Raw genomic sequence first — 20742 nt, forward strand, 5'->3', positions numbered from 1 at the left:
CGCATGGCGTCGACCACACCCGGCACCCTGCTGCGGCCCCTCGTCACCCTTGCCCCGAGCCCCCCGCGTCTACCGAACGCGATCAAGGCGGGGCTCACGGTCCTGCTGTGCCTGGCGATCCCGTACCTGTTCGGGCGGCTCGATCTGGGCCTTCTCACGGTGACGGGCACATTCGCGGTGCTCTACGCGCCGGCGGCACCGATCCGTCGCCGCGCGGTCACGGTCGCGGGTATCGGACTGGGGCTGGTGGCGGCGACTGCGCTGGGGGCGTTCACGGCGGGATCCCAGGTGGCCTTCGCGGTGTGCGCCGTGCTCCTGGCGATGGTCACCGCCGGATTGTGCCTGGCATTCCGGGTGGGGCCTCCCGGCTCGTACTTCCTCGTCCTGTGCTCCGGCATCGCCTACCTAGTGGTGGGTGAACACGGCGTCGAGCCCATCGTCGTCCCGGCCATGACTGCCGTCGGGGCGGCCGTGGCCTGGCTGGTGACGATGGCGGAGTTCCTCCGTGACCCGCGCCGGCCGGAACGGCGAGCCGTCCGGCGTGCGCGGGACGCGGTCGCCGCCTACGCCTCCACGGAACCCGGGCCCGACAGTCGCCCACAGCACCGTGCAGCGGCGCACGCCCTGGCCGAGGCACAGGAGGCCGTCGCGGAAGGGATGTGGACGCCGACGGAGGAGATCATCGCCGGACTGGCCGCTGCTCGGCGTGACTACGAGGAGCGCGCCGCGCGGGCCACCGTCCACATCGTGCCCGGGGAAGACCATGCGTGGGACCCCCGCAACCCCGACGCCGGTCGCTGGCTGGGCGAGACGCCCGAGACCTCCGACATCGACCTGCCCACCGCCTCGGCGGCCGAACGAACCGAGCGCGCGCTCGCCGACGACGAACGCGGTCACATCGGTTCGTTGCGGTGGCGGCTGGCCAACGGGCTCCGGTGGCCCGGTGAACCGTGGTCGGTGGCCGCGTCGGTCGGGGTCGCCACGGCCGCGTCCATCGTCCTGCTCACGCTGCTCGCAGGCCCCGACCAGCCGCACCTGTACTGGGCGATCGCGTTCTCGGCTCTCGTACTCCACCAGGGCGGCCCCCGGGCGGCCCGGACCTACCGGGCATTGCACCGCCTGACCGGCACCGTCGCCGGTCTCGGCTTGTTTCTGCTGGTAGCGATTCTGCAGCCCACCGGGTGGTGGCTCATAGGACTGATCGTGGTCCTGCAGTTCACGATCGAGCTGCTCGTCACCCGCAATTACGGACTCGCGGTCACACTCATCACCCCGCTCGCCCTGCTCATCGCTTCCGGTGGCAACGTCCCGGAGCGGCCCCTGTCGCTGGTCGGCGAGCGACTGCTCGACACCGTCGTGGGCGTCCTCGTGGCTCTGGCCGTGCTGTGGGGTCTCGGTCGACGGGCCCACCACCGGGCCGTCCGCGCGGACACCGGACGGGTGCTGCGTGAGCTCGCACAGTTCGCCCGGGGGGAGGAACAGGCGCGCCGAGAACCCACCTTGTCCTCGACGCTGCGCGACCTCAATGCCAGTCATTCCCTCCTCGTGGCGGACGGGCACGCCGACTCCACCGAGGCCAGAACCGCCGAGGCCGTCACCCACGCCGGGTACCTCATGCTGGGGACGCACGGGGTGGACGCGGTCGCCGCGTCGGCGCCCGGGTGGGAGGAGCTCGCGGATCTGGAGCTGCCTTCGGGCCGGCGACCGGTCGGAGCCGATAATCCCGTCGACGCGCGTATCCGTGAACACTGCCGGCGCACGGGGGCGCAGTTCGGCTGAGTGCTCAGCGTCCAGGAGTGGCGGCGGTGTCCGGCCTGGGCACGTTCTGCAGCCGGAGTTGGCCCCGTGCGAGCACGGCTCCGCTCCCGGACTGGCTGATCACGACATCCCACAGTTGCTGGCTGCGGCCCTGGAACAGGGCATGCGCGGTGACCTCGACCCGCCCGCCGGTGGACGGACGGAGGAAGTCGGTGCCGTTGTGGACGCCGACCGCGATCTGCCCCCGGTCGGCGACCGCGAATCCGGCTCCCGCTCCGCCTGCGGACTCCACGATGCTCGCGTAGACGCCGCCGTGGACCGTCCCCCACGCGGTGAGGTGCTCCTCCCCCAGGTCCGCGTGCCCGCGCAGCGAGGTGGTCGTCACCTCGTCGACGACGAGCCCGGAGGCGCGGACGAAGGCGCTGGCGTCGGAGGAGCTGGCGTCGGAGGAGCTGGCATCGGGGAACCCGCCGGAATCGATCATGGGGTCTTTCTACCCGCCACCGGCACCGGCAAGGTCGCCGCAGCCACGTACTCCGCCAGATGCTCCCCGGTGAGAGTGGAGGCGGCGGCGACGAGATCGGCCGGGATGCCCTCGAACACGACCCGACCCCCGTCGTGCCCGGCCCCGGGGCCGAGGTCGATGATCCAGTCCGCGTGGGCCATCACCGCCTGGTGGTGCTCGATCACGATCACCGACTTCCCGGCGTCGACCAGCCGGTCGAGCATCGCCAGCAGGGTCGCCACGTCGGCCAGGTGCAGGCCGGTGGTCGGTTCGTCCAGGACGTAGACCTCGGCCTTGTCGGCCATCTGCGCCGCGAGCTTGAGTCGTTGCCGCTCGCCACCGGACAGCGTGGTCAGGGGTTGGCCGAGACGGATGTAGCCCAGGCCGACGTCGCGGAGCCGGACGAGAATCTTGTGCGCGGCGGGGATCCGCGCCTCTCCCCCGGCGAAGAACTCCTCGGCCTGTGCGACGGACATCCCCAGCACCTCGCCGATGTTCCGGCCGCCGAACCGGTACTCGAGCACCTCGGCCTGGAAGCGCCTGCCCTCGCAGTCGTCGCACGTCGTGGCGACGCCGGCCATCATCGCGAGGTCGCTGTAGATCACGCCGGCGCCCTTGCAGGTGGGGCACGCGCCCTCGGAGTTCGGGCTGAACAGCGCCGGCTTGACGCCGTTGGCCTTGGCGAACGCCTTGCGGATGGGCTCGAGCAGTCCGGTGTAGGTGGCCGGGTTGCTGCGTCGGGACCCACGGATGGCGGCCTGGTCGATCGCGACCACCCCGTCGCGAGGGGACACCGAACCGTGGATGAGTGAGCTCTTGCCCGACCCGGCCACCCCGGTCACCGCGCACAGCACCCCGAGCGGGATGTCCACGTCCACGTCCCGGACGTTGTGCGCGGTCGCGCCACGCACCTCCAGCACCCCGGTGGCCGATCGCACGGACTGCTTGAGGGCCGCCTTGTCGTCCAGGTGACGACCTGTAACGGTGTCGCTCGCGCGGAGCCCGCTGACCGATCCCTCGAAGCAGATCTGACCGCCCTCGGAGCCGGCGCCGGGCCCGAGGTCGACGACGTGGTCGGCGATCGCGATGGTCTCCGGTTTGTGCTCGACCACCAGGACCGTGTTGCCCTTGTCGCGCAGCCGCAGGAGCAGCCCGTTCATGCGTCGGATGTCGTGGGGGTGCAGGCCGATCGACGGCTCGTCGAACACGTAGGTGACGTCGGTCAGTGCGGAACCGAGGTGCCGGATCATCTTGACCCGCTGCGACTCGCCGCCGGACAGGGTCCCGGCGGGGCGGTCGAGGGACAGGTATCCCAGGCCGATCTCCACGAACGAGTCGAGCGTGTGCTGCAGGGAGTCGAGCAGCGGCGCCACCGACGGGTCGGCGATACCCCGGAGCCATTCGGCGAGATCGGTGATCTGCATGGCCGAGACGTCCGCGATGTTCCTGTCCCCGATGCGGGACGATCGGGCCCCCTCGTTGAGCCGGGTGCCGTCGCACTCGGGGCAGGTGGTGAAGACCACGGCCCGCTCCACGAATGCACGGATGTGGGGCTGCATCGCCTCGACGTCCTTGGACAGCATCGACTTCTGGATCTTGGGGATCAGGCCCTCGAATGTGACGTTGATGCCGTCGGCCTTGACCTTGACCGGCTCCTTGCGCAGCAGGTCATGCATCTCCCGGTCGGTGAACTCCCCCACCGGCTTGTCCATGTCGAAGAACCCGGAGCCGGAGTAGATGCGCCCGTACCAGCCGTCCATCGAGTACCCGGGGACGGTGATGGCGCCCTCCGACAGGGACCTGGAACGGTCCACCAGCGCATCGATGTCGAAGTCGGACACCGACCCACGACCCTCGCAGCGGACGCACATTCCGCCGGTGATGGAGAACTCGGCCTTTTGCCGGGTACCGTCTGCCTTCTTCAGCGTCCCCACCCCGGACGCCGATGCGACGTTGAAGGAGTACGCCTTGGGGCCGCCGATCCTCGGCTGCGCGAGACGGCTGAACAGGATCCGCAGCATCGCCCCGGTATCGGTGGCGGTGCCGACCGTGGAGCGGGGGTCGGAGCCCATCCGCTCCTGGTCCACGACGATCGCCGTGGTCAACCCCTCCAACACGTCGACGTCCGGCCGCGCGAGGGTCGGCATGAAACCCTGCACAAACGCGCTGTAGGTCTCGTTGATCATCCGCTGCGACTCCGCGGCGATGGTGGAGAACACCAGGGAACTCTTGCCCGAGCCGGAGACCCCGGTGAACACGGTGAGCCGCCGCTTCGGCAGTTCCACGTCGATCGACCTGAGGTTGTTCTCGCGCGCGCCGAGGACGCGGATGATGTCGTGCGTGTCAGCGGCGTGGGCGCTCATCCCGGGTCTCCTCATCTGCCGAGTACAGCGGCAACGTTAGACCGCGGCCCCCTGGCGTGAAAGTGCATCAGCCGCGCTCCTGCCGCTCCATCGCGACCGCGTGCAGTCGGGCGAACCGCCGGAACTCGTCGTCGTCCCATCCCTCGCGTCCCGTCGCGGCCGCCCACCCGTCGAGAATCTGATGATCGTAGAGGTGGCCGTAGCCCTGCGACCCGCCGATGGCGTTCCCGAGGTCGGCGGTCACCTGGAAGAGGGTCAGCACGGGCATGTAGAACATCCCGGGGTGCCGACCCTTCCCCGGCGGCTCGGCCAGCCACGCGGGGCGGTCGAACAGCAGATCCGGGGTCCACCACACCACCGGATCCGTCGCGTGCTGGACGTACAGGACGTGCGGCGGGATCCACGGGGTGGCGTCGTCGCGGAACTCCGCGGGATCCTCGGAGAACCGCACGAGCAGGCCGTCCGCGTACACCGGCTCGGTGACCGGGGTGCCGGGGTCGCGGCGCTGGACGAGCGCGTGCCAGATGTGGTTGGAATTGGGTGGACCGACCCAGAGCACCCCGTCCACCGTCGCCCGGATGTCCCGGATTCCGGAGAACGCCGCCTCGCCGGCCTGGGTACCCAGGCTCTCGCCGTAGACGTACAGCTTCGGCCGCGGCCGGTCGGGTGGGAGCGCGTCGCGCCACGCCACCACCGCCTCGATGAGTGACCGACCCGCCGCCTCGGCCTTCTCCCGGTCGGCGAGGAATGAGATCCAACTGGGCAGATACGAGTACTGGGTACCCACGATCGCGACGTCGCCCCCGGAGAGCAGCTCGATGGCCTGGGCGGCGTGGGGGTTGATCCACCCGGTGCCGGTGGTCGGGGCGATCACCACGGACTCGCGCTCCCCCGCCCGGGTCCGCTCCAGCTCCGCGACCACCAGTGCGGAGCGCTCGTCGTCGGTCGGGGCGGACTCCAGTCCGGCGTACGCCCGGATCGGCTCGGGCGCGGTCCTGCCCAGCAGGTCGCCCAACCGCTCCCCGTCGAGACCGCCGGTGACGAACCGCCGCCCCTGGAGGCCCAGGTCCTCGAAATCCACGACCGAGCCCGGGGACCCGGACCGTTCGGGCGTCATCGGGGGCCGCGCGCCGGGGAGGTCCTCGTTGTTCTGTCCGCTGAAGATCCGGTTCGCGCCCTCGAAGAACAGGCGCGGCACCACGCCCTGCACCACGCCGAGCGCGAGGACGGCCACGACCACGACGCCCGCGAGCCGGGCGGTGTACACCCCGATGCCGAACCTGCGGCCCACCACGCGGGTCAGCCACCGGTACCCCGCGCGGATCCCCCGGACCGCGACGAGGAGTCCGACGAAGATCGCCAGGGCGACCCACGGGATCTTCATGTAGTCCGCCCACGGCGGACGGGGTGAGCTCACCAGGTCCGAGACCTGGTCCTGCCACCGGATCGCCGTGGCGGTGGCGGTGACGAGGTAGACGACCAGAACGTACGGGGCGGACAGCCGAGCGAAGGTCAGGAGGCGATCACCCAACGCGAGGAGGTCGGGATGAAGGATGACGCGCGGCGCCACGACCCGTCTCCAGACGGTCCTGAGCGCCACGCCGACCCCGTAACCCACCAGCATCGACACGCCGGTGACCAGCCCCTGGTAGTACCAGGCGCGCGGCAGCAGGGACGGCATGAGCGAGACCCACGCCGCCAGTGCGGCCACGACGAGGCCGGTCACGGAGGGGCGCCACCGGCCCCACCACGCCCGGAGCGTCGCGACGAGCGGGTTCATCGCTGCCGTCCGCCGCGCCCCACCGCCCTGGCTCATCGCAGCCGCTCGGCCCGTCTCGCTGCTGAGACCAGGTCCTCGGACATGCGCGTCAGTTCCGCGGCGTCCTCCCCCTCGGCGATCGCGGTCCGCAGGTCCTCGCAGGCGCAGCGCAACTGGAACATGCGGTCCATGAGGTCGGTCGACTCCGCTTCGGTGAGCACGACCGTGCCCTCGGGCAGGTCCTGCATCCGCAGGGACCGGCGCTGCTCGTAGGCCCGTTGCCGGCAGGACCTCCGGCAGTAGCGGCGCCGGCGGCCGGTCCCGCCCTCGTCCACGGGACGGCCGCACCAGGCGCACGAGGCCTCACCCCTGCGGGGCGCGGCAGGCTCGGGTCGGGGGTCGGGTTCCACGGGTGTGAGGCTACCCAGCCCGCCCCCGGGGTGGCCCGCAGCATCGGGACGTGGGAACATTTGGGGGTTCCCCTGGCGTTGACACAAGCAGGAACCACGCAGCGTCGTGTCGATCCGCATGAATTGACGCAGACGAACACGGCAGAAGGAGTTCGCATGGCAGATCGAGTCCTCAGGGGCAGCCGCCTCGGTGCGGTGAGCTACGAGACCGACCGGGACACCGACCTCGCGCCGCGCCGCATGGCCCGGTACCAGACCCCCAACGGCGAGGTCTACGAGGTCCCGTTCGCCGATGACGCCGAGATCCCCGGCACCTGGATGTGCAAGAACGGCCAGGAAGGCCAGCTCATCGACGGCCCGGCGGTCGAGGTCAAGAAGGGCAAGCCGCCGCGTACCCACTGGGACATGCTGCTCGAGCGTCGCTCCCTGGAGGAGCTCGAGGAGCTGCTCAAGGAGCGGATGGACCTGCTCAAGAAGCGGCGCCGCGCCGGAGCGCGGTAGGACGAAACCCCGGCCCCCGGGATACCACCCGGCGGCAGACGAACGCCCCGGCCCCTGGAGGGCCGGGGCGTTCGTCTCTGTCCGGAGTCAGCGGCCGACCAGGGCCTTGAGCTGGGCGCGTCGCTTCTCCCAGCCCCAGCGGGCCACATTGACCGCGGCCTCACGGAAGATCGACTCGCTCATCTTGGACTGACCGACGGTGCGTTCGGTGAAGGTGATGGGCACCTCCACGACCCGGCGCCCGTTGCCCAGCAGGCGCCACGTCATGTCGATCTGGAAGCAGTAGCCCTTCGACTCGATGGCGTCGAGGTCCAGCTCGGCCAGGGCGTCGGCGCGGTAGGCGCGATAGCCGGCGGTGATGTCCTTGATTCCCACACCCAGCATGACCCGGGAGTAGACGTTGCCGCCGCGCGAGATGACGTGGCGCTGCCACGGCCAGTTGACCACGGCGCCCCCGGGGACGTACCGGGAGCCGATCGCCAGGTCGGCGCCGCCGTCGACGGCGGCGAGCATCGCGGGCAGTCGCTCGGGCGGGTGGCTGCCGTCGGCATCCATCTCCACGAGCACGGTGTAGCCGCGTTCCAGGCCCCATCGGAACCCGGCGATGTACGCGGCGCCCAGCCCCTGCTTCCCCTCGCGGTGCATCACGGTGATGCGGCCGCGCGGGTCCGCGGCGGCCAACTCGTCGGCGACCTCGCCGGTGCCGTCGGGGCTGTTGTCGTCGGCGATGAGGACCGACACCTCAGGGGCCGAGGCGAGCAACCGCTCCACGACGCCGGGCAGGTTGTCCCGCTCGTCATAGGTCGGGATGATCACCAGCGTGCGCGCGGAGGGCACGCTCTCGCCCGGCGTCGTCGGATCGGTCACTTACTTCTCCTCGGTTCGGGTCGCGGGTCGTTGCCGGGTGCGGACCAGCGCCCATGCCAGTGCGACGAGCCCGATGAGGCAACACACCGCCTGCGGGGTGCCACCCAGTCGGCTTGCCATCGTACCGGCCCCTCCGACCTCGACCTGAGTCGCCAGCACGGCGGGCTCGAATATGCCGGTCTCGGCGCGGACGGCGCCGTCGGGGCCGATCACGGCACTGACCCCGCTGGTGGCGGCGATGAGCACGGGCACGTTGTGCTCGACGGCCCGAACCCGGGACATGGCGAGTTGCTGGTACGTCATGGGTGAGCGGCCGAAGGTGGCGTTGTTGGTGGGGACGGTGAGGATCTGCGCGCCGCGGGAGACGGGTTCGCGGGCGGCGGCGTCGAAGGCCACCTCGAAGCAGATGGCCACGCCCAGGTCCACACCGCCCGCGGTGACGAGGCCGTCGCCGTCGCCGGGGATGAAGTGGCCGGCGGTCCGGGCGATCGGGAACAGCGCCTCGAGCGGTGCGCGCAGCGGGAGCCACTCGCCGAACGGTTGGATGTACTTCTTGTCGTGGCGGTCGGTGACCGGGCCCCCGGCGGCGTCGGAGGTCCGACCGTCCCACACGAGGTAGGAGTTGTGGGCTTCGCGGCCCTCGACGGTGGGCAGGACGGTGCCCACGAGGATCGGCGCCTCCAGGCGGCGGGACAGGGCGGTGATCTGGGCGCCGGCGAGCCGATCCGACAGGGGTGAGATGTCGGAGGCGTTCTCCGGCCACAGGACGAGGTCCGGGCGGGGTTCGGTGCCGTCCTCGACGTCCTCGGCGTACTCGGCGGTGACGCGCAGGTGGTTCTCGAGCACCGCGCGGCGTTGGGCGTTGAAGTCCAGGCCGAGGCGCGGGACGTTGCCCTGGATCACGGCGACCTCGACGGTGTCGGTGGGCTCGCCGCCGGTCGGGGCGAGGGCCGCGACGGCGACCAGACCCGCGGTCACCAGGGGCACCGTGAGCAGGCCGGTGGCGGCGCGGACGGGTCGGTCACGGCCGGCGACGAGCAGGACGGCGACGCCGATCGCCGCGCCGACCGACGCCACCGCGAACCCGACCAGCGGGGCGCCGCCCAGTGACGCCAGTGGTAGCAGCGGACCGTCGGCCTGGCCGAACGCCAGCCGCCCCCACGGGAAGCCGCCCCAGGGCCAGGACGAGCGGACCCATTCCCACAGCGACCACCAGCCGGCCACCCCGAGCACGGCGCCGACCGCACGTGGGCCGCGGCGGGTGCCGGGGTCGAGGCCTGCCCGGAGGATGGCCGCGGCGCCGGCGCCGAACGCGGCGAGGTACAGAGCCTCGACCACCGAGAGGCCCCAGGAGGCGTAGGCGCCCACGTACAGGCCCACCCACGGGACGAGGAGGAGGAAGAAGACGAGGCCGGAGGTGAACCCGAGGAGCGCCCCGGTACGTATCCGGATGGTGGTGCCGCCGGACGGGGACAGGACGACGACGAGGACGGCGATCGCGAGAAGCGCGGTCCACCACAGGCCGATCGGAGGGAACGAGGCCGCCAGCAGCGCACCGGCGACGGCTGCGAGGGCCACCCTGACCAGCAGGGGCATCAGGCTGTGGTGCCGGCGGGCAGGCCGTCCACCAGGAGCGCTCGCAGAACGGGGTCGGGCCCGGTGAGATCCGGCATCGGGGGCACTCCCGACCGGGGATCGGTGGACCACCGCTGGACGGCGTCGTCGGCGGCGACCACGGCCAACTCTCCGGTCTGCCACCGGGCGAAGGTCGCCGGGGTGCCGGGTGTGAGGGTGCCGGCCGTGCCGTCCCGGGCTCCTGCGGCTCGACGTGCACCCCGTGTGGTGGCGGTGAACGCCGCCCTGGGGGACAGGCCCCGGCCACCCTCGACCGAGGTCAGGGCCCGCAGAGCGTCCCACGGCCGGACCTCGTCGCCCACCCGGGTCGAGGCGGCGAGCGCCACCCCGGAGGCGGCGATGCGCACGATGTCGGTGCCGGCGAGGTCGTCGACGAGCGGGCGCAGCAGGATCACGGTGCCCACGGCGGCCAGGGCGGCGAGCGTGGTGTCGTCTGTGTTCCGGGTCGCGGTCCCGCCGACGAGCACGGGGATGCACCGTGCGACGGCGGGACCGCCCACCTCCCCGGCGAGCCTGGTGAGCTCGGCGGCGAGCTGCGCCGGGTCGACGTCGGCGTCGAGCACCACCCGTTCCCCCGCGCGCACCCGGTCCTCGATGCCGTCGAGTCCGTGTGCGGATGGCAGGGCGGCGGGCACCACGCCGCGGGCGGCCGCGGCGGCGAGGCCCAGGCCCTCGGGGAGGCACTCGGCGAACGCCGGAGCCACCCAGTCCCCCTCCAGGTCGACCCTCTCGGCACCCGGGAAGAGGGCGGGACCCGGGGCGTCGGAGCCGGCCCACACGATGAGTCCGTTCTCGTGGGCCAGGGCGGTTGCGTCTCGTGAGGCGGGCGTGAGCACACGGCCCCCGGTAGCCAGGAAAGCGGTCATGCGGGCGATTATCCCCGAGCGCCGACCGGCGGCCCGGGCCCCCACCCCCCGGGCCTACGCTGGGGCCCGTGAACGACTCCCCCCACACGGCCGGTTCCTCCCGAACCGGGGACACGCTCCGCTTCCCCGGTGGCCGCCTGCGTCACGACCACTGGACCGCCCTGGCGTCACTCGCCGCCGGCCACCGCGGTGGCGTCCAGCTCACGGCCAGGGGTGGGGCCCGGATCGTGGGTGCGGACCGCGATCCGGTCGAGGTCGCGACTCGGGACCTCGAGGCCGCGGGCCTGCCGGCGGGCCTCGCCCACCCCAGGGCCCGCGACATCATCGCCTCCCCCATGGCCGGGCGGCTGGGCGGGCACCATGACGTCGGCGATCTGCCGCGTCGGCTCGAGGCCGCTCTGCTCGCCCGCGACGAGGCCGACGCCCTGCACGGACAGATGCTGTTCGGGGTCGACGACGGCTCGGGCGATGTCCTGGCTCATTCCCCCGACCTGGCGGTCGTCGTGGACGGGACGGACGGCAGCGCGCGGGTCCACGTCGCCGGCCGTGCCGTCCCGTACCGGGTCGCGGTGTCCGATGCCGCGACCGTCCTCATCGACGCAGCAGTTCGGTTGACCGGTTCGGCCGGGCCGACGCGGGTGCCCGGGTCCGGCTCACTGCACCGACTCGTCGTCGATGCCCTGGGCACCCACCCCGCCGCCGTCACCGCCCCGGGCCCGGCCGCGGACGCCGCGACGACCGGTAGCACTACGGGCGTAGTGACGCCGCGGGTGGGGTGGATCGACACCGCCGACGGGCTGGTAAGCCTGCTCGCCGTGGTGCCCGACGGCGTCGTTCCCGCCCGTCTCGCCGAGTTCCTCGGTGCGGTGGAGCGGCCGACCACCATCTCGGCGGACCGGGTCATCGGCCTGCACGAGCTCACCGAACCGATGGCCGAGCAGGTCGTGCGGGTGCTGGCGCCGATGGGGATGATCTTCGACGCCGAGTCGCCATGGGCGGCCGGCGCGCCGTGAGCTTGGCTCAGCGCGAACCGAACCGCTCGACCAGCCAGCGGGCGGCGTCATCGACCGAGTGGACGGTCTCCGGTGCCGTCGGTGCCTCGGGTCGGCCCACCATCACCACGGGGATGTGCAGGTCGCGGGCGGCTGCGAGCTTGGCCTCCGAGGTGGCCCCGCCGCTGTTGCGGGTGACCAGGACATCGATCCGGTGTCGGGACATCAGCGTCCGTTCGGAGTCCACACCGAACGGTCCCCGGTCCAACACCAGCAGGTAGCGGTGCGGGAGCGCACCGGGGGGTGGCTCCGAACACCGGATGAGATACGACCCCCGGGTGTCCCCGGCGAACGCGGACGCGCCCTGCTTGCCCACCGTGAGCATCGGTCGACGGAACCGCTCCCGCACCACGTGTGCCGCGGTCTGCACGTCCGGGACCCGGATCCATTCGTCGCCGGGCTGCTCGCTCCACGGCGGGCGGTGCAGGCGCAGCAGGGGCGTGCCGGTCTCTCGCGCGGCCCGCACCGCTGCCTCCGAGATCTGATCGGAGAACGGATCGGTCGCGTCGATCACCGCACTGACACCGTTCTCGCGCAACCAGCGCGCCAATCCCTCGGCGCCTCCGAAACCACCGATCCGCACCTCCCCGCGCGGCAGCCTCGGCCGCGTGACCTTGCCCGCCAGGGACGTCACCACGTCGAGCCCGGCGGTGACCATGAGATCAGCGAGCCGGCGGGCCTCCCCCGTTCCGCCGAGGACAAGGATCAGCCCGGGCGACCCTCCGGGCATCGCGGTCGCGGGCGACACCTCAGCTGCCGGGACCGCTGCTGGGACCGCCGCGGGCTGCAGCGGGGCGGGGGTGGGCTGCTGGGCCGGGGCGGGATGTGGGGCCGGGGTGGGGACCCCCGGGGCGTCGGCGGGGATCCCCGGCACGAGCTCCCAGCAGATCCCCTCGTCGTCGAGGGCCCGGGTGTGGGCCGGTAGATCGGGGTGGTGCGTGGGATCACCCTGGTAGAGCCGCACGACCCGGTCGCCGCGGTCGACGGCCTCCCGGACCGTCGCGGCCGCGGCCGCCGGCGTCAACTCGGAGGAGTCGACGACCAGAGCCGTCGGCGGGCACAGTCCCAGCGCGCCCGGACCGACCGGGTCCGGGTCCACCAGAACGGTGCCGCTCATGGCGATGAGGCGGGAGGCGCGGACGGTGAGGAGGTCGACCGGGCCCGGGCCGATTCCCACGAGGTGTACATCCACCGGGTCCGTGCCCGGCGGGGGCGGGGCGCTCACCGCGGCATCCGCCTCCAGATCGGCTGCGGGACGAGCCGTGCGACGGCGAACATGACGCGCAGCTGCCACGGGATCCACACCACGCCCGCCGTGCGCGACTCGACGCGGTCGACCACCGCGTCCGCCACCTGGTCCGGCGTGGACGAGAACGGTGCGGGGTCCATGCCCGCGGTCATCCGGCCGATCACGAAACCCGGGCGCGGGATCACCAGGGTGACGCCCGTGCCGTGCAGGGCGTCGGCCATGCCGGAGGCGAACCCGTCGAGCCCGGCCTTGGCCGAGCCGTACACGTAGTTGGCGCGCCTGACCCGCTGTCCGGCGACGGAGGAGAACGCGACGAGCACCCCGCGTCGGCGGGGCTTCATCCGCTCGGCCAGAACCGTGAGAAGAGCTGCCTGGGCCACGAAGTCGGTGTGCAGGATGCGGGCCGCGGCGCGCGAGTCGCGCTCGGCCACCTCCTGGTCCCCCAGGATGCCGAAGGCCAGGACGGCGATATCGATCTCCCCGACCCGGTCCTCGATGTCCGCCACGACCGTCGCGTGGGAGTCGAGGTCGTCGGCGTCGAAGTCGACGAGTTCCACCGCCGTGGCACCAGCAGTCCGCAGCGGGGCCGCGAGCTCGGAAACGTCGCCTCCGGGCCGGCTCGCCAGGACGACGGTGCGGCCGGGTGCGAGGCGGTGGGCGACGGCCAGACCGATCTCGCTGCGGCCACCGAAGACCACCACGACCTCACCGCCGGACTCGGACCGGGACGACGGGGTTGCGGGTGTGGGCATGTGGCCAGTCTCCCATGCAGCGTGTCGCGCTCTGCGTTGACTCACTGCGTCGACTCACTGCGGCCGACTCACTGCGGCCGGCTCACCGCCGTCGACCCACTGTGGCAGTCTCGGCGTCATGGCCCACTCGATGGCGGATCTCTCCGACGACGCCCACCGCTTCCTGTCCGAGTACCACCTCGGCAGCCTGACCACGCTCCGGCGTGACGGTTCGCCGCACGTGGTCGCCGTGGGATTCACGATCGATGCGGAGGGCGGGCTGGCGCGTGTCATCACCCGGCGGGGATCACAGAAGGCGGCCAATGCCCGGCGCGGCGGCCGCGCGGCGGTCTCGCATGTCGACCGCGGGCGGTGGCTCACCTTCGAGGGGACCATCCGCCTACTCGAGGATCCCGACTCGGTCCGCGAGGGCGAGCGCCGCTATGCGATGCGGTACCGCGAGCCGAGCCCGAACCCCGAGCGGGTGGTGTTGGCGATCGAGGTGGATCGTGTCCTGGGCTCCAAGCAGATGTTCACCGGCGCCTGACTCCGCGATTCGATGCGCGGACGGGTGCGCGGCCGCCCTCGATCCATTTCGGCTGCTCAGAGGACGCGCAGGCCGCGGTCGCCGTTGTTCAGGTCGCGGCGGCCATCGGCGGTGACGGCCACGATGTCCTCCAGCCGCGCGCCCCACACCCCGGCCGTGTAGACGCCGGGCTCCACCGAGAACGTCATCCCCTCGGCGAGCACCGTGTCCGCGCCGGGCGCGACGAACGGCGGCTCGTGCAGTCCCAGGCCGATCCCGTGCCCGGTGCGGTGGATGAACAACTCCCCGAGCCCGGCGGCGGCGAGGTGCTCGCGGGCGGCGGCGTCGACCTCGCCGATCGCGATCCCCGGGCGGACGGCCTCACGTGCCAGGCGCTGCGCTTCCTCCAGCGCTGCGTAGGCCTCGGCGACCTCGGCGGTGGGCTGGCCCATCGAGTAGGTCCGGGTGCAGTCGGAGTGGTAGCCGCTGGGCAGCGGCCCGCCGATGTCCACCACCACGATGTCCCCGGTCTCGACCACCCGGTCGGACACCCCGTGGTGCGGGTCGGCGCCGTTGGGCCCCGAGCCGACGATCACGAACTCGGCGTGCGTGAGCCCCTCGGACTCGATGGCGGCGGTGATGAGCTCGCCGACCTGCGCCTCGGTCCGGCCCACCTGCAGGAACTCCCCCATCCGGGCATGTACTGCATCGATGCGCCGGGCGGCCTCGGCGAGCTCGCCCACCTCGTGCCCGGTCTTCACGGCCCGCACGTGATCGATCACCTCCGAGGCGAGGACCACCTCGCCGTCGACACCGTCCTGGAGCGGAACCAGGTGCAGAGCCGGCAGGGCGGTGGAGACCGCCACCCGCCCGGCGACCGACCCGGTGACGAGCGCGATGGCGTCGGTCCCGTCCGACCACGGGTGGATCCTCGCCCCCACGCGGTCGGCCGCGCGCCGGGTGACGCCGGTGAGTTCGAGCGCCGGCAGCACCAGTAGCGGCTGGTCCCCGTCGACCGGGACGACCAGCGCGGTGAGCCGCTCGTGCGAGTCCATGCGCTCCCCGGTGAGATACGACATGTCCTCGCCGGAGTACACCACCACGTGGTCGATCCCGAGCTCCCGCGCGCGATCGCGGACGGCGGCCAGACGGTACGAGTGGGTCTGTGCGGTGGGGTTGTCCATGCCCTCCAGAGTAGGCCCGGGGCGACTAGCCTGACTTCCAGCTACTCACTCCACATGCTCACTCCACACCCCACGATCCCGAGGAGGCGCGGTGTCCCAGGGCCCGCTCATGGTTCTCGACAGCGCCGGCCTGTGGTTCCGCGCGTTCCACTCAGTGCCGGAGAAGATCACCGGCCCGGACGGCTCGCCCGCCAACGCCGTGCGCGGCTTCTGCGACATGGTGGCCGTGCTCGTGGACGAGTACTCCCCGTCCGGCCTGGTGGCCGCGCTGGACCGTGCGTGGCGTCCGGACTGGCGGGTGGAGCTGTTGCCCTCGTACAAGGCCCACCGGGTGGGTGACGACGGCGAGGAGGACGCCCCCGCGTCGCTGGCCCCGCAGGTCGAGGTGATCCGCGGAATCCTCGGGGCGGCGGGCATCACCCAGGCGTGGGCGCAGGACGCGGAGGCCGACGACGTGCTGGCCGCGCTGGCCACCCGGGGTCGTGAGGTACTGGTCGTGACGGGCGACCGCGACCTGTTCCAGCTGGCGTCGGTGAGCACGACCGTCGTGTACGTGGGAGCGGGGATGAAGAAGCGTCTCGCGTACACCCCGGAGGTCGTCGCGGAGCGCTTCGACCTGCCCGCGGGTGACGATGCGCGCGTGTATGCGGACTATGCGGTGCTGGTCGGCGACGCCTCGGACGGCTTGCCCGGGGTGGCGGGGGTCGGCGCGAAGACCGCCGCGACCCTGCTGCGCGAGTACGGCGACCTCGACGGCATCGTCGCCGCCGCCGACGATCCGGGATCGGCGCTGACCGCACGCCAGCGCAAGGCGATCACCGAGGGGGCCGACTACCTCGCCGCGGCCCGCGGGGTCGTCCGCCTGGGTGGCCGCGAGTTCGACGTGCAGTTCGAGGGCGACGTCGACGGCCGCCGAGGGGAGGTGGACTCCGGGCGACTCGAGACGCTGGGCGAGTCGACCGGGCAGGCCCGCGCGATCAGCCGACTCGTCGAGGCGACGGAGGGACTCGACGCGGTCTGAGCCGACGGGGACCCAGGTCGTCGCAGCCGTGCACGCCCCCACGGGGACGGGCTCAGGCCATGTGGTCGAGCACCACGCCGCGGCGCAGGGACCCCACCGCGGACCGGGCGGTGCGAGCCACCTCCGGTTCGGCGACCTGACCGAGCTGGGCGAGGACGTCCACCACGAGGCGGGCGGACCGCACGAAGTCACCGGCGGTGAGCTCGACGCCCTCCTGCCACGAGGCCGCGAGGATCGAGGCGAGCGCGCCGCCGGAGACCCAGTGGTGCATCACGGGCGCGAGCCCCGCGTCCAGGTCCGGTGTGGTGGGCAGGCGGTGCGAGCGTTCGATCTCGGCAACGTCGCCGGCAACCCGCTCCGTCTCGGCGAGGGCGTCGCGCAGGATGTCGTCGGAGGGGGCGCGGACCGCCGAGTCCGTCCGCGGGTGGGCCACGACGGTGGTGACGACCGCCGCGAGGCCCGCGGCATCGAGACCGCGCCACACTCCCCGCCGCAGGCACTCGGCGACGAACAGGTCCTGCTCGGTGTGCACCCCCGCCAGGAGTCGCCCGGCGTCGGTGGCGCGGAGGACACCACCCACCTCCTCCAGATAACCGAGGTGGCGGAGCAGGTCGACGATGCGGCGGAAGCGGCGGGCCAGCGAATCGGCGTCGGCGTCGACCTCCGCGGTGAGTGCGGCGACGTCCGCGTCGGCGCGGGCCCAGCGCTCGTGGAGTCGGGCGAGCTTGTCGACCCGCGGGTCCTCGTGCAGCAGGTGCTGGCGCAGCGCCCGGCGGGCCGCAGCGATCCGCGGGTCCTTGCGGACGGGCTTGCCCCCGGCGCTCTTCATCCGGCCTTTCGCCTTGCCCCGCAGGTGCTCCATGCGCTGCACCAGTGCGCGCTTGGCGCGCCCGTCGAGCTTCCGGCGACCCCTGGGCAGGTCGACCCGGCCCACCGGGACAGGGGGTGAGGCGAAGTCGTTCTGGCGTAGCCAGCCTGTCCACCCGGTGTCGGTGAGGCAGAGCAGCGCGGGGTCGGACTGGATGTCGGTACGCACCTGCAGGACGGTCGCGACCATGCCGAACCGTTTGCGGCCCACGGTGATCACCGAGCCGGCGGTCTGCTTGAGCATCGCCGCCCGGACCGACGCGAGTCGGTCGTCCCGGCTCGACTTCTCGGCCTTGCGCTCCAGTCGGCTGAGCTCGGCCCGCAATCCCATGTACTCGTCGAGGTCCGCGTCTCCCCCTGCCTCCTCGAGCGAGGCACGCATCCGGTCCCGTTCGTCGGAGCGCCGCTCGATGGCACGGGACCGGGACACCAGGGTGCGGTCGGTCTGGAACTGGGCGAACGACCGGCCGATCAGCGTGGTGGCCTCCTCGACGCCGAGCTGTTCGACGAGGTTGACCGCCATCGAATAGTCGGGCGCGAAGGCGCTGTGCAGTGGGAATCGCGGGGTGTCGACGAGGGCGGAGAGGGCGTCCAGGTCGAGGTCCGGCTGGTCGAGCACCACCGCGGTGCCCTTGGTGTCGATTCCCCGCCGGCCGGCCCTGCCCGTGATCTGCGAATACTCCGCGGAGGTGAGCATCGCGTGCGTGTCACCGTTGAACTTGGTCGTCTTCTCCAGCACTACGGCACGGGCCGGCATGTGGATGCCCAGGGCCAGTGTCTCGGTCGCGAACACGACCTTGATCAGCCCCGCGGAGAACAGTTCCTCGACGATGGTCCGGAAGAGCGGGAGCATCCCGGCGTGGTGGGCGGCGAGCCCGTCGACCAGGCCGGCGCGGAACGAGGCGAAGTCGAGAGCGTCGAGGTCGTGCTGTGGGACCCGAGCGCAGGCGGCGTCCACGTGGGAGGCGATGCGGCGGGCCTCCTCGCCGGTGGTGAGCCGGAGGCGGGCCCGCCGCATCTGGGCGACGGCGCCGTCACAACCCGCGCGGGAGAACACGAAGTAGATGGCCGGTAGTAGCCGCTCGTCGTCGAGTTTCTCGATGACGTCCTGTCGGCGCGCCCACTGCGCGCGGGGTCGGGCCGCGACCCGCTCGTCGTGGTATCCGCTCCTCGACCGTCTGCGCTGGTCGGCGGCTGCCCGGATGGGGATCAGATCGCCATCGGTGTACAGCATGTGGGCCAGCGGTACAGGGCGGTGTTCGGACAGCACCACGGCGGTGTCACCGCGGATCTCGGTGATCCACCCGCCCAGCTCGTCGGTGTTGCTCAGGGTGGCGGACAATCCGACCAGCCGGACGGCCGGATCGAGGGTGAGGATGATCTCCTCCCACACCACGCCCCTCGAACGGTCGCCGAGGTAGTGGATCTCGTCCATCACCGCGCAGTCCAGATCGTGGAGGGCCGACGACCCGCTGTAGATCATGTTCCGGAGGACCTCGGTGGTCATCACCACGATGGGCGCATCCGCGTCGATCGAGTGGTCGCCGGTGAGCAGCCCCACGTTCTCGGCGCCGAAGCGGGTGCGGAACTGCCGGAACTTCTGGTTGCTCAGTGCCTTGATCGGGGTGGTGTAGAAGCAGCGCCCGCCCCCGGCGAGCGACCGGTGCGCGGCGTATTCGCCGACGAGGGTCTTCCCGGACCCGGTGGGCGCTGAGACGAGGAGGTTGCGCCCGGCGTCCAGGGCGGAGAACGCCTCGAGTTGGAAGGGATCCGGTGAGAAGCCCTCCCCCGTGAGGAAGTCCTCGAGGACCTGGTCGGTATGGGGGTCGTCAGGTGATGTCGTCATAGAGTGAGCCGCCACCGGCCGGGGCCGGGGCCTGGAGCGGGCGGGTGTCGCCGGGCGTCCGGGTGCAGGTGTCGGGGGCGGGGGTCGTCAGCGGCGCGGGACGCTCGAGGGGGCCGGATCCCCCGACACCGTCTGCGGGGCCCAGCGGCGAGGCCGATTCGTCGTCCACCTCGAGCCAGTCGGCGCGGGACTTGTTCTTGCGCTTGTCGTGGAGGCGCGCGAACTGGATGGCGCCCTCGACGAGGATGGTCACCGCCACCGCGAGGGCGAGCATCGAGAACGGGTCCTGGCCGGGCGAGGCCACGGCCGCGAACACGAAGATGCCCATGATGATCCCGCGACGCGACTTGGCCAGCACCTCGTAGCTCACCACCCCGGCGACGTTGAGCATCGCGAGCAGGAGTGGGATCTCGAAACTCACCCCGAAGATGAGGATGAGCTGGATGAGGAACGTGAAGTACTGCGTGCCCGACAGCGCCGTGGTCTGGACGTTGTCGCCGATCGAGAGCAGGAACTCCAACGCGTGGACGATCACGACGTAGGCCAGGACCGCGCCACCGATGAACAGCACGGCCGCGAGGAAGGTGAAGACGACGCCGTAGCGCTTCTCGTTCTTGTGCAGGCCCGGTGTGATGAACGCCCACAACTGGTAGAGCCAGACCGGGCTGGCCAGCACGATACCGGCGGTGGCGGACACCTTGAGTCGGAGCATGAACTGCTCGAACGGCCCGGTGGCCAGGAGGCGGCACTCATCGCCGTTGTCGCCGAGCTGCAGGCGCGCCCCCGGCGGGATGTCGCAGTAGGGACCGGTGAGGATGCCACCCAGGGACGGGACGCCGAGGAAACCGCTCCCGTACCACCAGAACCCGAAGCCGAGCGTGACGATGATCGCCGCCATCGCGATGAGCACACGATTGCGCAACTCATAGACGTGCTCGATGAGCGGCATCGTGCCGTCGGGGTTGCGTGGCCGGCGGCGGCGTCTGGACAGCAGGCGACCGGCGCCGCCCTTGCGGGTGGCGCCGGTGTCAGCGGTCTCGGTCTGCGTCATGGAGAGGCTGGCCTACTGCCCCTGCTGACCCTGGCCACCCTGGTACGGGGCGGTGGGGTCGGTGAACTGCTGCTGGCCCTGCTGCTGCTGGTACGGCTGCGGGGTCGGCTGCTGGCCCTGCTGCTGCTGCTGGTACGGCTGCTGCGGCGCCTGCGGAAATCCCGGGCCCTGCGGCTGGAACTGCTGGGGTGCCTGCTGCTGCTGCGGCTGGGCGAACTGCTGCCCCTGCGGCTGCGCATACTGGGCGGCGTTCGGCTGGGCCTGGGTGAGTGCCTGCGGCTCCGGGTTCTCGACCGGCTTGTCGTCGTTCTGCATCTCCTTGATCTCCGACTTGAAGATGCGCATCGACCGTCCGAGGCCGCGGGCGGCGTCCGGGAGCTTCTTCGAACCGAACAGCAGGAGCACCACCGCGAGGACGATGAGCCAGTGCCAGATGCTCAACGCACCCATGTCAACCTCCGTTTGTCTGACAACACACCCATGCTAGCGCACCGGCATCGGGAATCGTCACCCCAGCGCCCCCGGAAACCGGCTGCGAGCTGGATGTTCTC

18 protein-coding genes are annotated in these 20742 nt (G+C 71.9%); 5 read left to right on the forward strand and 13 right to left on the reverse strand.

Annotated features, from left to right (window positions below; all coding sequences use genetic code 11):
- The first annotated feature begins 3 nt into the window (after positions 1-3).
- Complete coding sequence (locus L8M95_RS00900) at positions 4-1779, forward strand: FUSC family protein (protein WP_260487479.1); 1776 nt, start codon at positions 4-6, stop codon at positions 1777-1779.
- 4 nt (positions 1780-1783) lie between these two features.
- Here L8M95_RS00900 and L8M95_RS00905 read toward each other — a convergent pair whose 3' ends face one another.
- The 4 genes from L8M95_RS00905 to L8M95_RS00920 all read right to left on the reverse strand — a co-directional run bounded on the left by L8M95_RS00905 (position 1784) and on the right by L8M95_RS00920 (position 6855).
- Positions 1784-2242 carry a PaaI family thioesterase gene (locus L8M95_RS00905; RefSeq protein WP_260487480.1) on the reverse strand — a complete coding sequence of 153 codons (459 nt, stop codon included), beginning with the start codon at positions 2240-2242 and terminating at the stop codon, positions 1784-1786.
- Positions 2239-4626 carry an excinuclease ABC subunit UvrA gene (locus L8M95_RS00910; protein WP_260487481.1) on the reverse strand — a complete coding sequence of 796 codons (2388 nt, stop codon included), beginning with the start codon at positions 4624-4626 and terminating at the stop codon, positions 2239-2241. Before L8M95_RS00910 ends, L8M95_RS00905 begins: the two co-directional genes overlap by 4 nt.
- Positions 4627-4693: 67 nt before the next feature.
- Entirely contained in the window at positions 4694-6406 is a 1713-nt protein-coding gene (locus tag L8M95_RS00915; protein ID WP_260487482.1) for an alpha/beta hydrolase, read from the reverse strand.
- A 32-nt stretch (positions 6407-6438) separates the two neighbouring features.
- Positions 6439-6855: a hypothetical protein gene (locus L8M95_RS00920; protein ID WP_260487483.1), complete on the reverse strand. Its 417-nt coding sequence runs from the start codon at positions 6853-6855 to the stop codon at positions 6439-6441.
- Between the two features lie 96 nt (positions 6856-6951).
- On the opposite strand from L8M95_RS00920, the gene L8M95_RS00925 reads away from it, so the two are divergent.
- The gene (locus L8M95_RS00925; RefSeq protein WP_260487484.1) at positions 6952-7296 is read left to right on the forward strand and encodes an RNA polymerase-binding protein RbpA; all 345 of its coding nucleotides are present in this window, start codon (positions 6952-6954) and stop codon (positions 7294-7296) included.
- A gap of 87 nt (positions 7297-7383) precedes the next feature.
- On the opposite strand, the gene L8M95_RS00930 is transcribed toward L8M95_RS00925, so the two are convergent.
- From L8M95_RS00930 to L8M95_RS00940, 3 genes are read right to left on the reverse strand one after another with little or no spacing between them, the layout of a single operon-like run.
- Entirely contained in the window at positions 7384-8163 is a 780-nt protein-coding gene (locus L8M95_RS00930) for a polyprenol monophosphomannose synthase (protein ID WP_260487485.1), read from the reverse strand.
- Complete coding sequence (gene lnt, locus L8M95_RS00935; RefSeq protein WP_260487486.1) at positions 8164-9759, reverse strand: apolipoprotein N-acyltransferase; 1596 nt, start codon at positions 9757-9759, stop codon at positions 8164-8166. It lies immediately after the preceding gene.
- Positions 9759-10664, reverse strand: a complete 906-nt coding sequence (locus L8M95_RS00940; protein ID WP_260487487.1) for an amidohydrolase — start codon at positions 10662-10664, stop codon at positions 9759-9761. The genes lnt and L8M95_RS00940 overlap by 1 nt, the downstream gene beginning before the upstream one ends.
- Positions 10665-10732: 68 nt before the next feature.
- Between L8M95_RS00940 and L8M95_RS00945 the strand changes: the two genes are divergently transcribed.
- On the forward strand, positions 10733-11677 hold the full coding sequence (locus tag L8M95_RS00945; protein WP_260487488.1) for a precorrin-3B synthase: 945 nt from the start codon (positions 10733-10735) through the stop codon (positions 11675-11677).
- 7 nt (positions 11678-11684) lie between these two features.
- Here the strand turns inward: L8M95_RS00945 and L8M95_RS00950 are convergent, their stop codons facing one another.
- Entirely contained in the window at positions 11685-12941 is a 1257-nt protein-coding gene (locus tag L8M95_RS00950; RefSeq protein ID WP_260487489.1) for a cobalt-precorrin-6A reductase, read from the reverse strand.
- Positions 12938-13717 (reverse strand): SDR family NAD(P)-dependent oxidoreductase, encoded by a 780-nt coding sequence (locus tag L8M95_RS00955; RefSeq protein ID WP_260487490.1) that lies wholly within the window; start codon positions 13715-13717, stop codon positions 12938-12940. The genes L8M95_RS00950 and L8M95_RS00955 overlap by 4 nt, the downstream gene beginning before the upstream one ends.
- Before the next feature lie 118 nt (positions 13718-13835).
- On the opposite strand from L8M95_RS00955, the gene L8M95_RS00960 reads away from it, so the two are divergent.
- Entirely contained in the window at positions 13836-14243 is a 408-nt protein-coding gene (locus L8M95_RS00960; protein ID WP_260487491.1) for a pyridoxamine 5'-phosphate oxidase family protein, read from the forward strand.
- A gap of 56 nt (positions 14244-14299) precedes the next feature.
- Here L8M95_RS00960 and L8M95_RS00965 read toward each other — a convergent pair whose 3' ends face one another.
- Positions 14300-15406, reverse strand: coding sequence for a Xaa-Pro peptidase family protein (locus L8M95_RS00965; protein ID WP_260487492.1), 1107 nt, complete (start codon positions 15404-15406; stop codon positions 14300-14302).
- 91 nt (positions 15407-15497) lie between these two features.
- Between L8M95_RS00965 and L8M95_RS00970 the strand changes: the two genes are divergently transcribed.
- Positions 15498-16427: a 5'-3' exonuclease gene (locus L8M95_RS00970; RefSeq protein ID WP_260487493.1), complete on the forward strand. Its 930-nt coding sequence runs from the start codon at positions 15498-15500 to the stop codon at positions 16425-16427.
- A gap of 52 nt (positions 16428-16479) precedes the next feature.
- On the opposite strand, the gene L8M95_RS00975 is transcribed toward L8M95_RS00970, so the two are convergent.
- Genes L8M95_RS00975 through tatA form a run of 3 tightly spaced genes read right to left on the reverse strand, consistent with a single transcriptional unit; the run spans position 16480 to position 20641 of the window.
- Positions 16480-19140 (reverse strand): RNA helicase, encoded by a 2661-nt coding sequence (locus L8M95_RS00975; RefSeq protein ID WP_260487494.1) that lies wholly within the window; start codon positions 19138-19140, stop codon positions 16480-16482.
- Entirely contained in the window at positions 19124-20191 is a 1068-nt protein-coding gene (tatC, locus tag L8M95_RS00980) for a twin-arginine translocase subunit TatC (protein WP_260487495.1), read from the reverse strand. The genes L8M95_RS00975 and tatC overlap by 17 nt, the downstream gene beginning before the upstream one ends.
- A gap of 12 nt (positions 20192-20203) precedes the next feature.
- A complete protein-coding gene (gene tatA, locus L8M95_RS00985; protein WP_260487496.1) occupies positions 20204-20641 on the reverse strand; it encodes a Sec-independent protein translocase subunit TatA in 438 nt (145 codons plus the stop codon).
- Between the last annotated feature and the right edge of the window lie 101 nt (positions 20642-20742).

This window comes from Dietzia sp. B32 (assembly GCF_024732245.1).
GTDB lineage: Bacteria > Actinomycetota > Actinomycetes > Mycobacteriales > Mycobacteriaceae > Dietzia.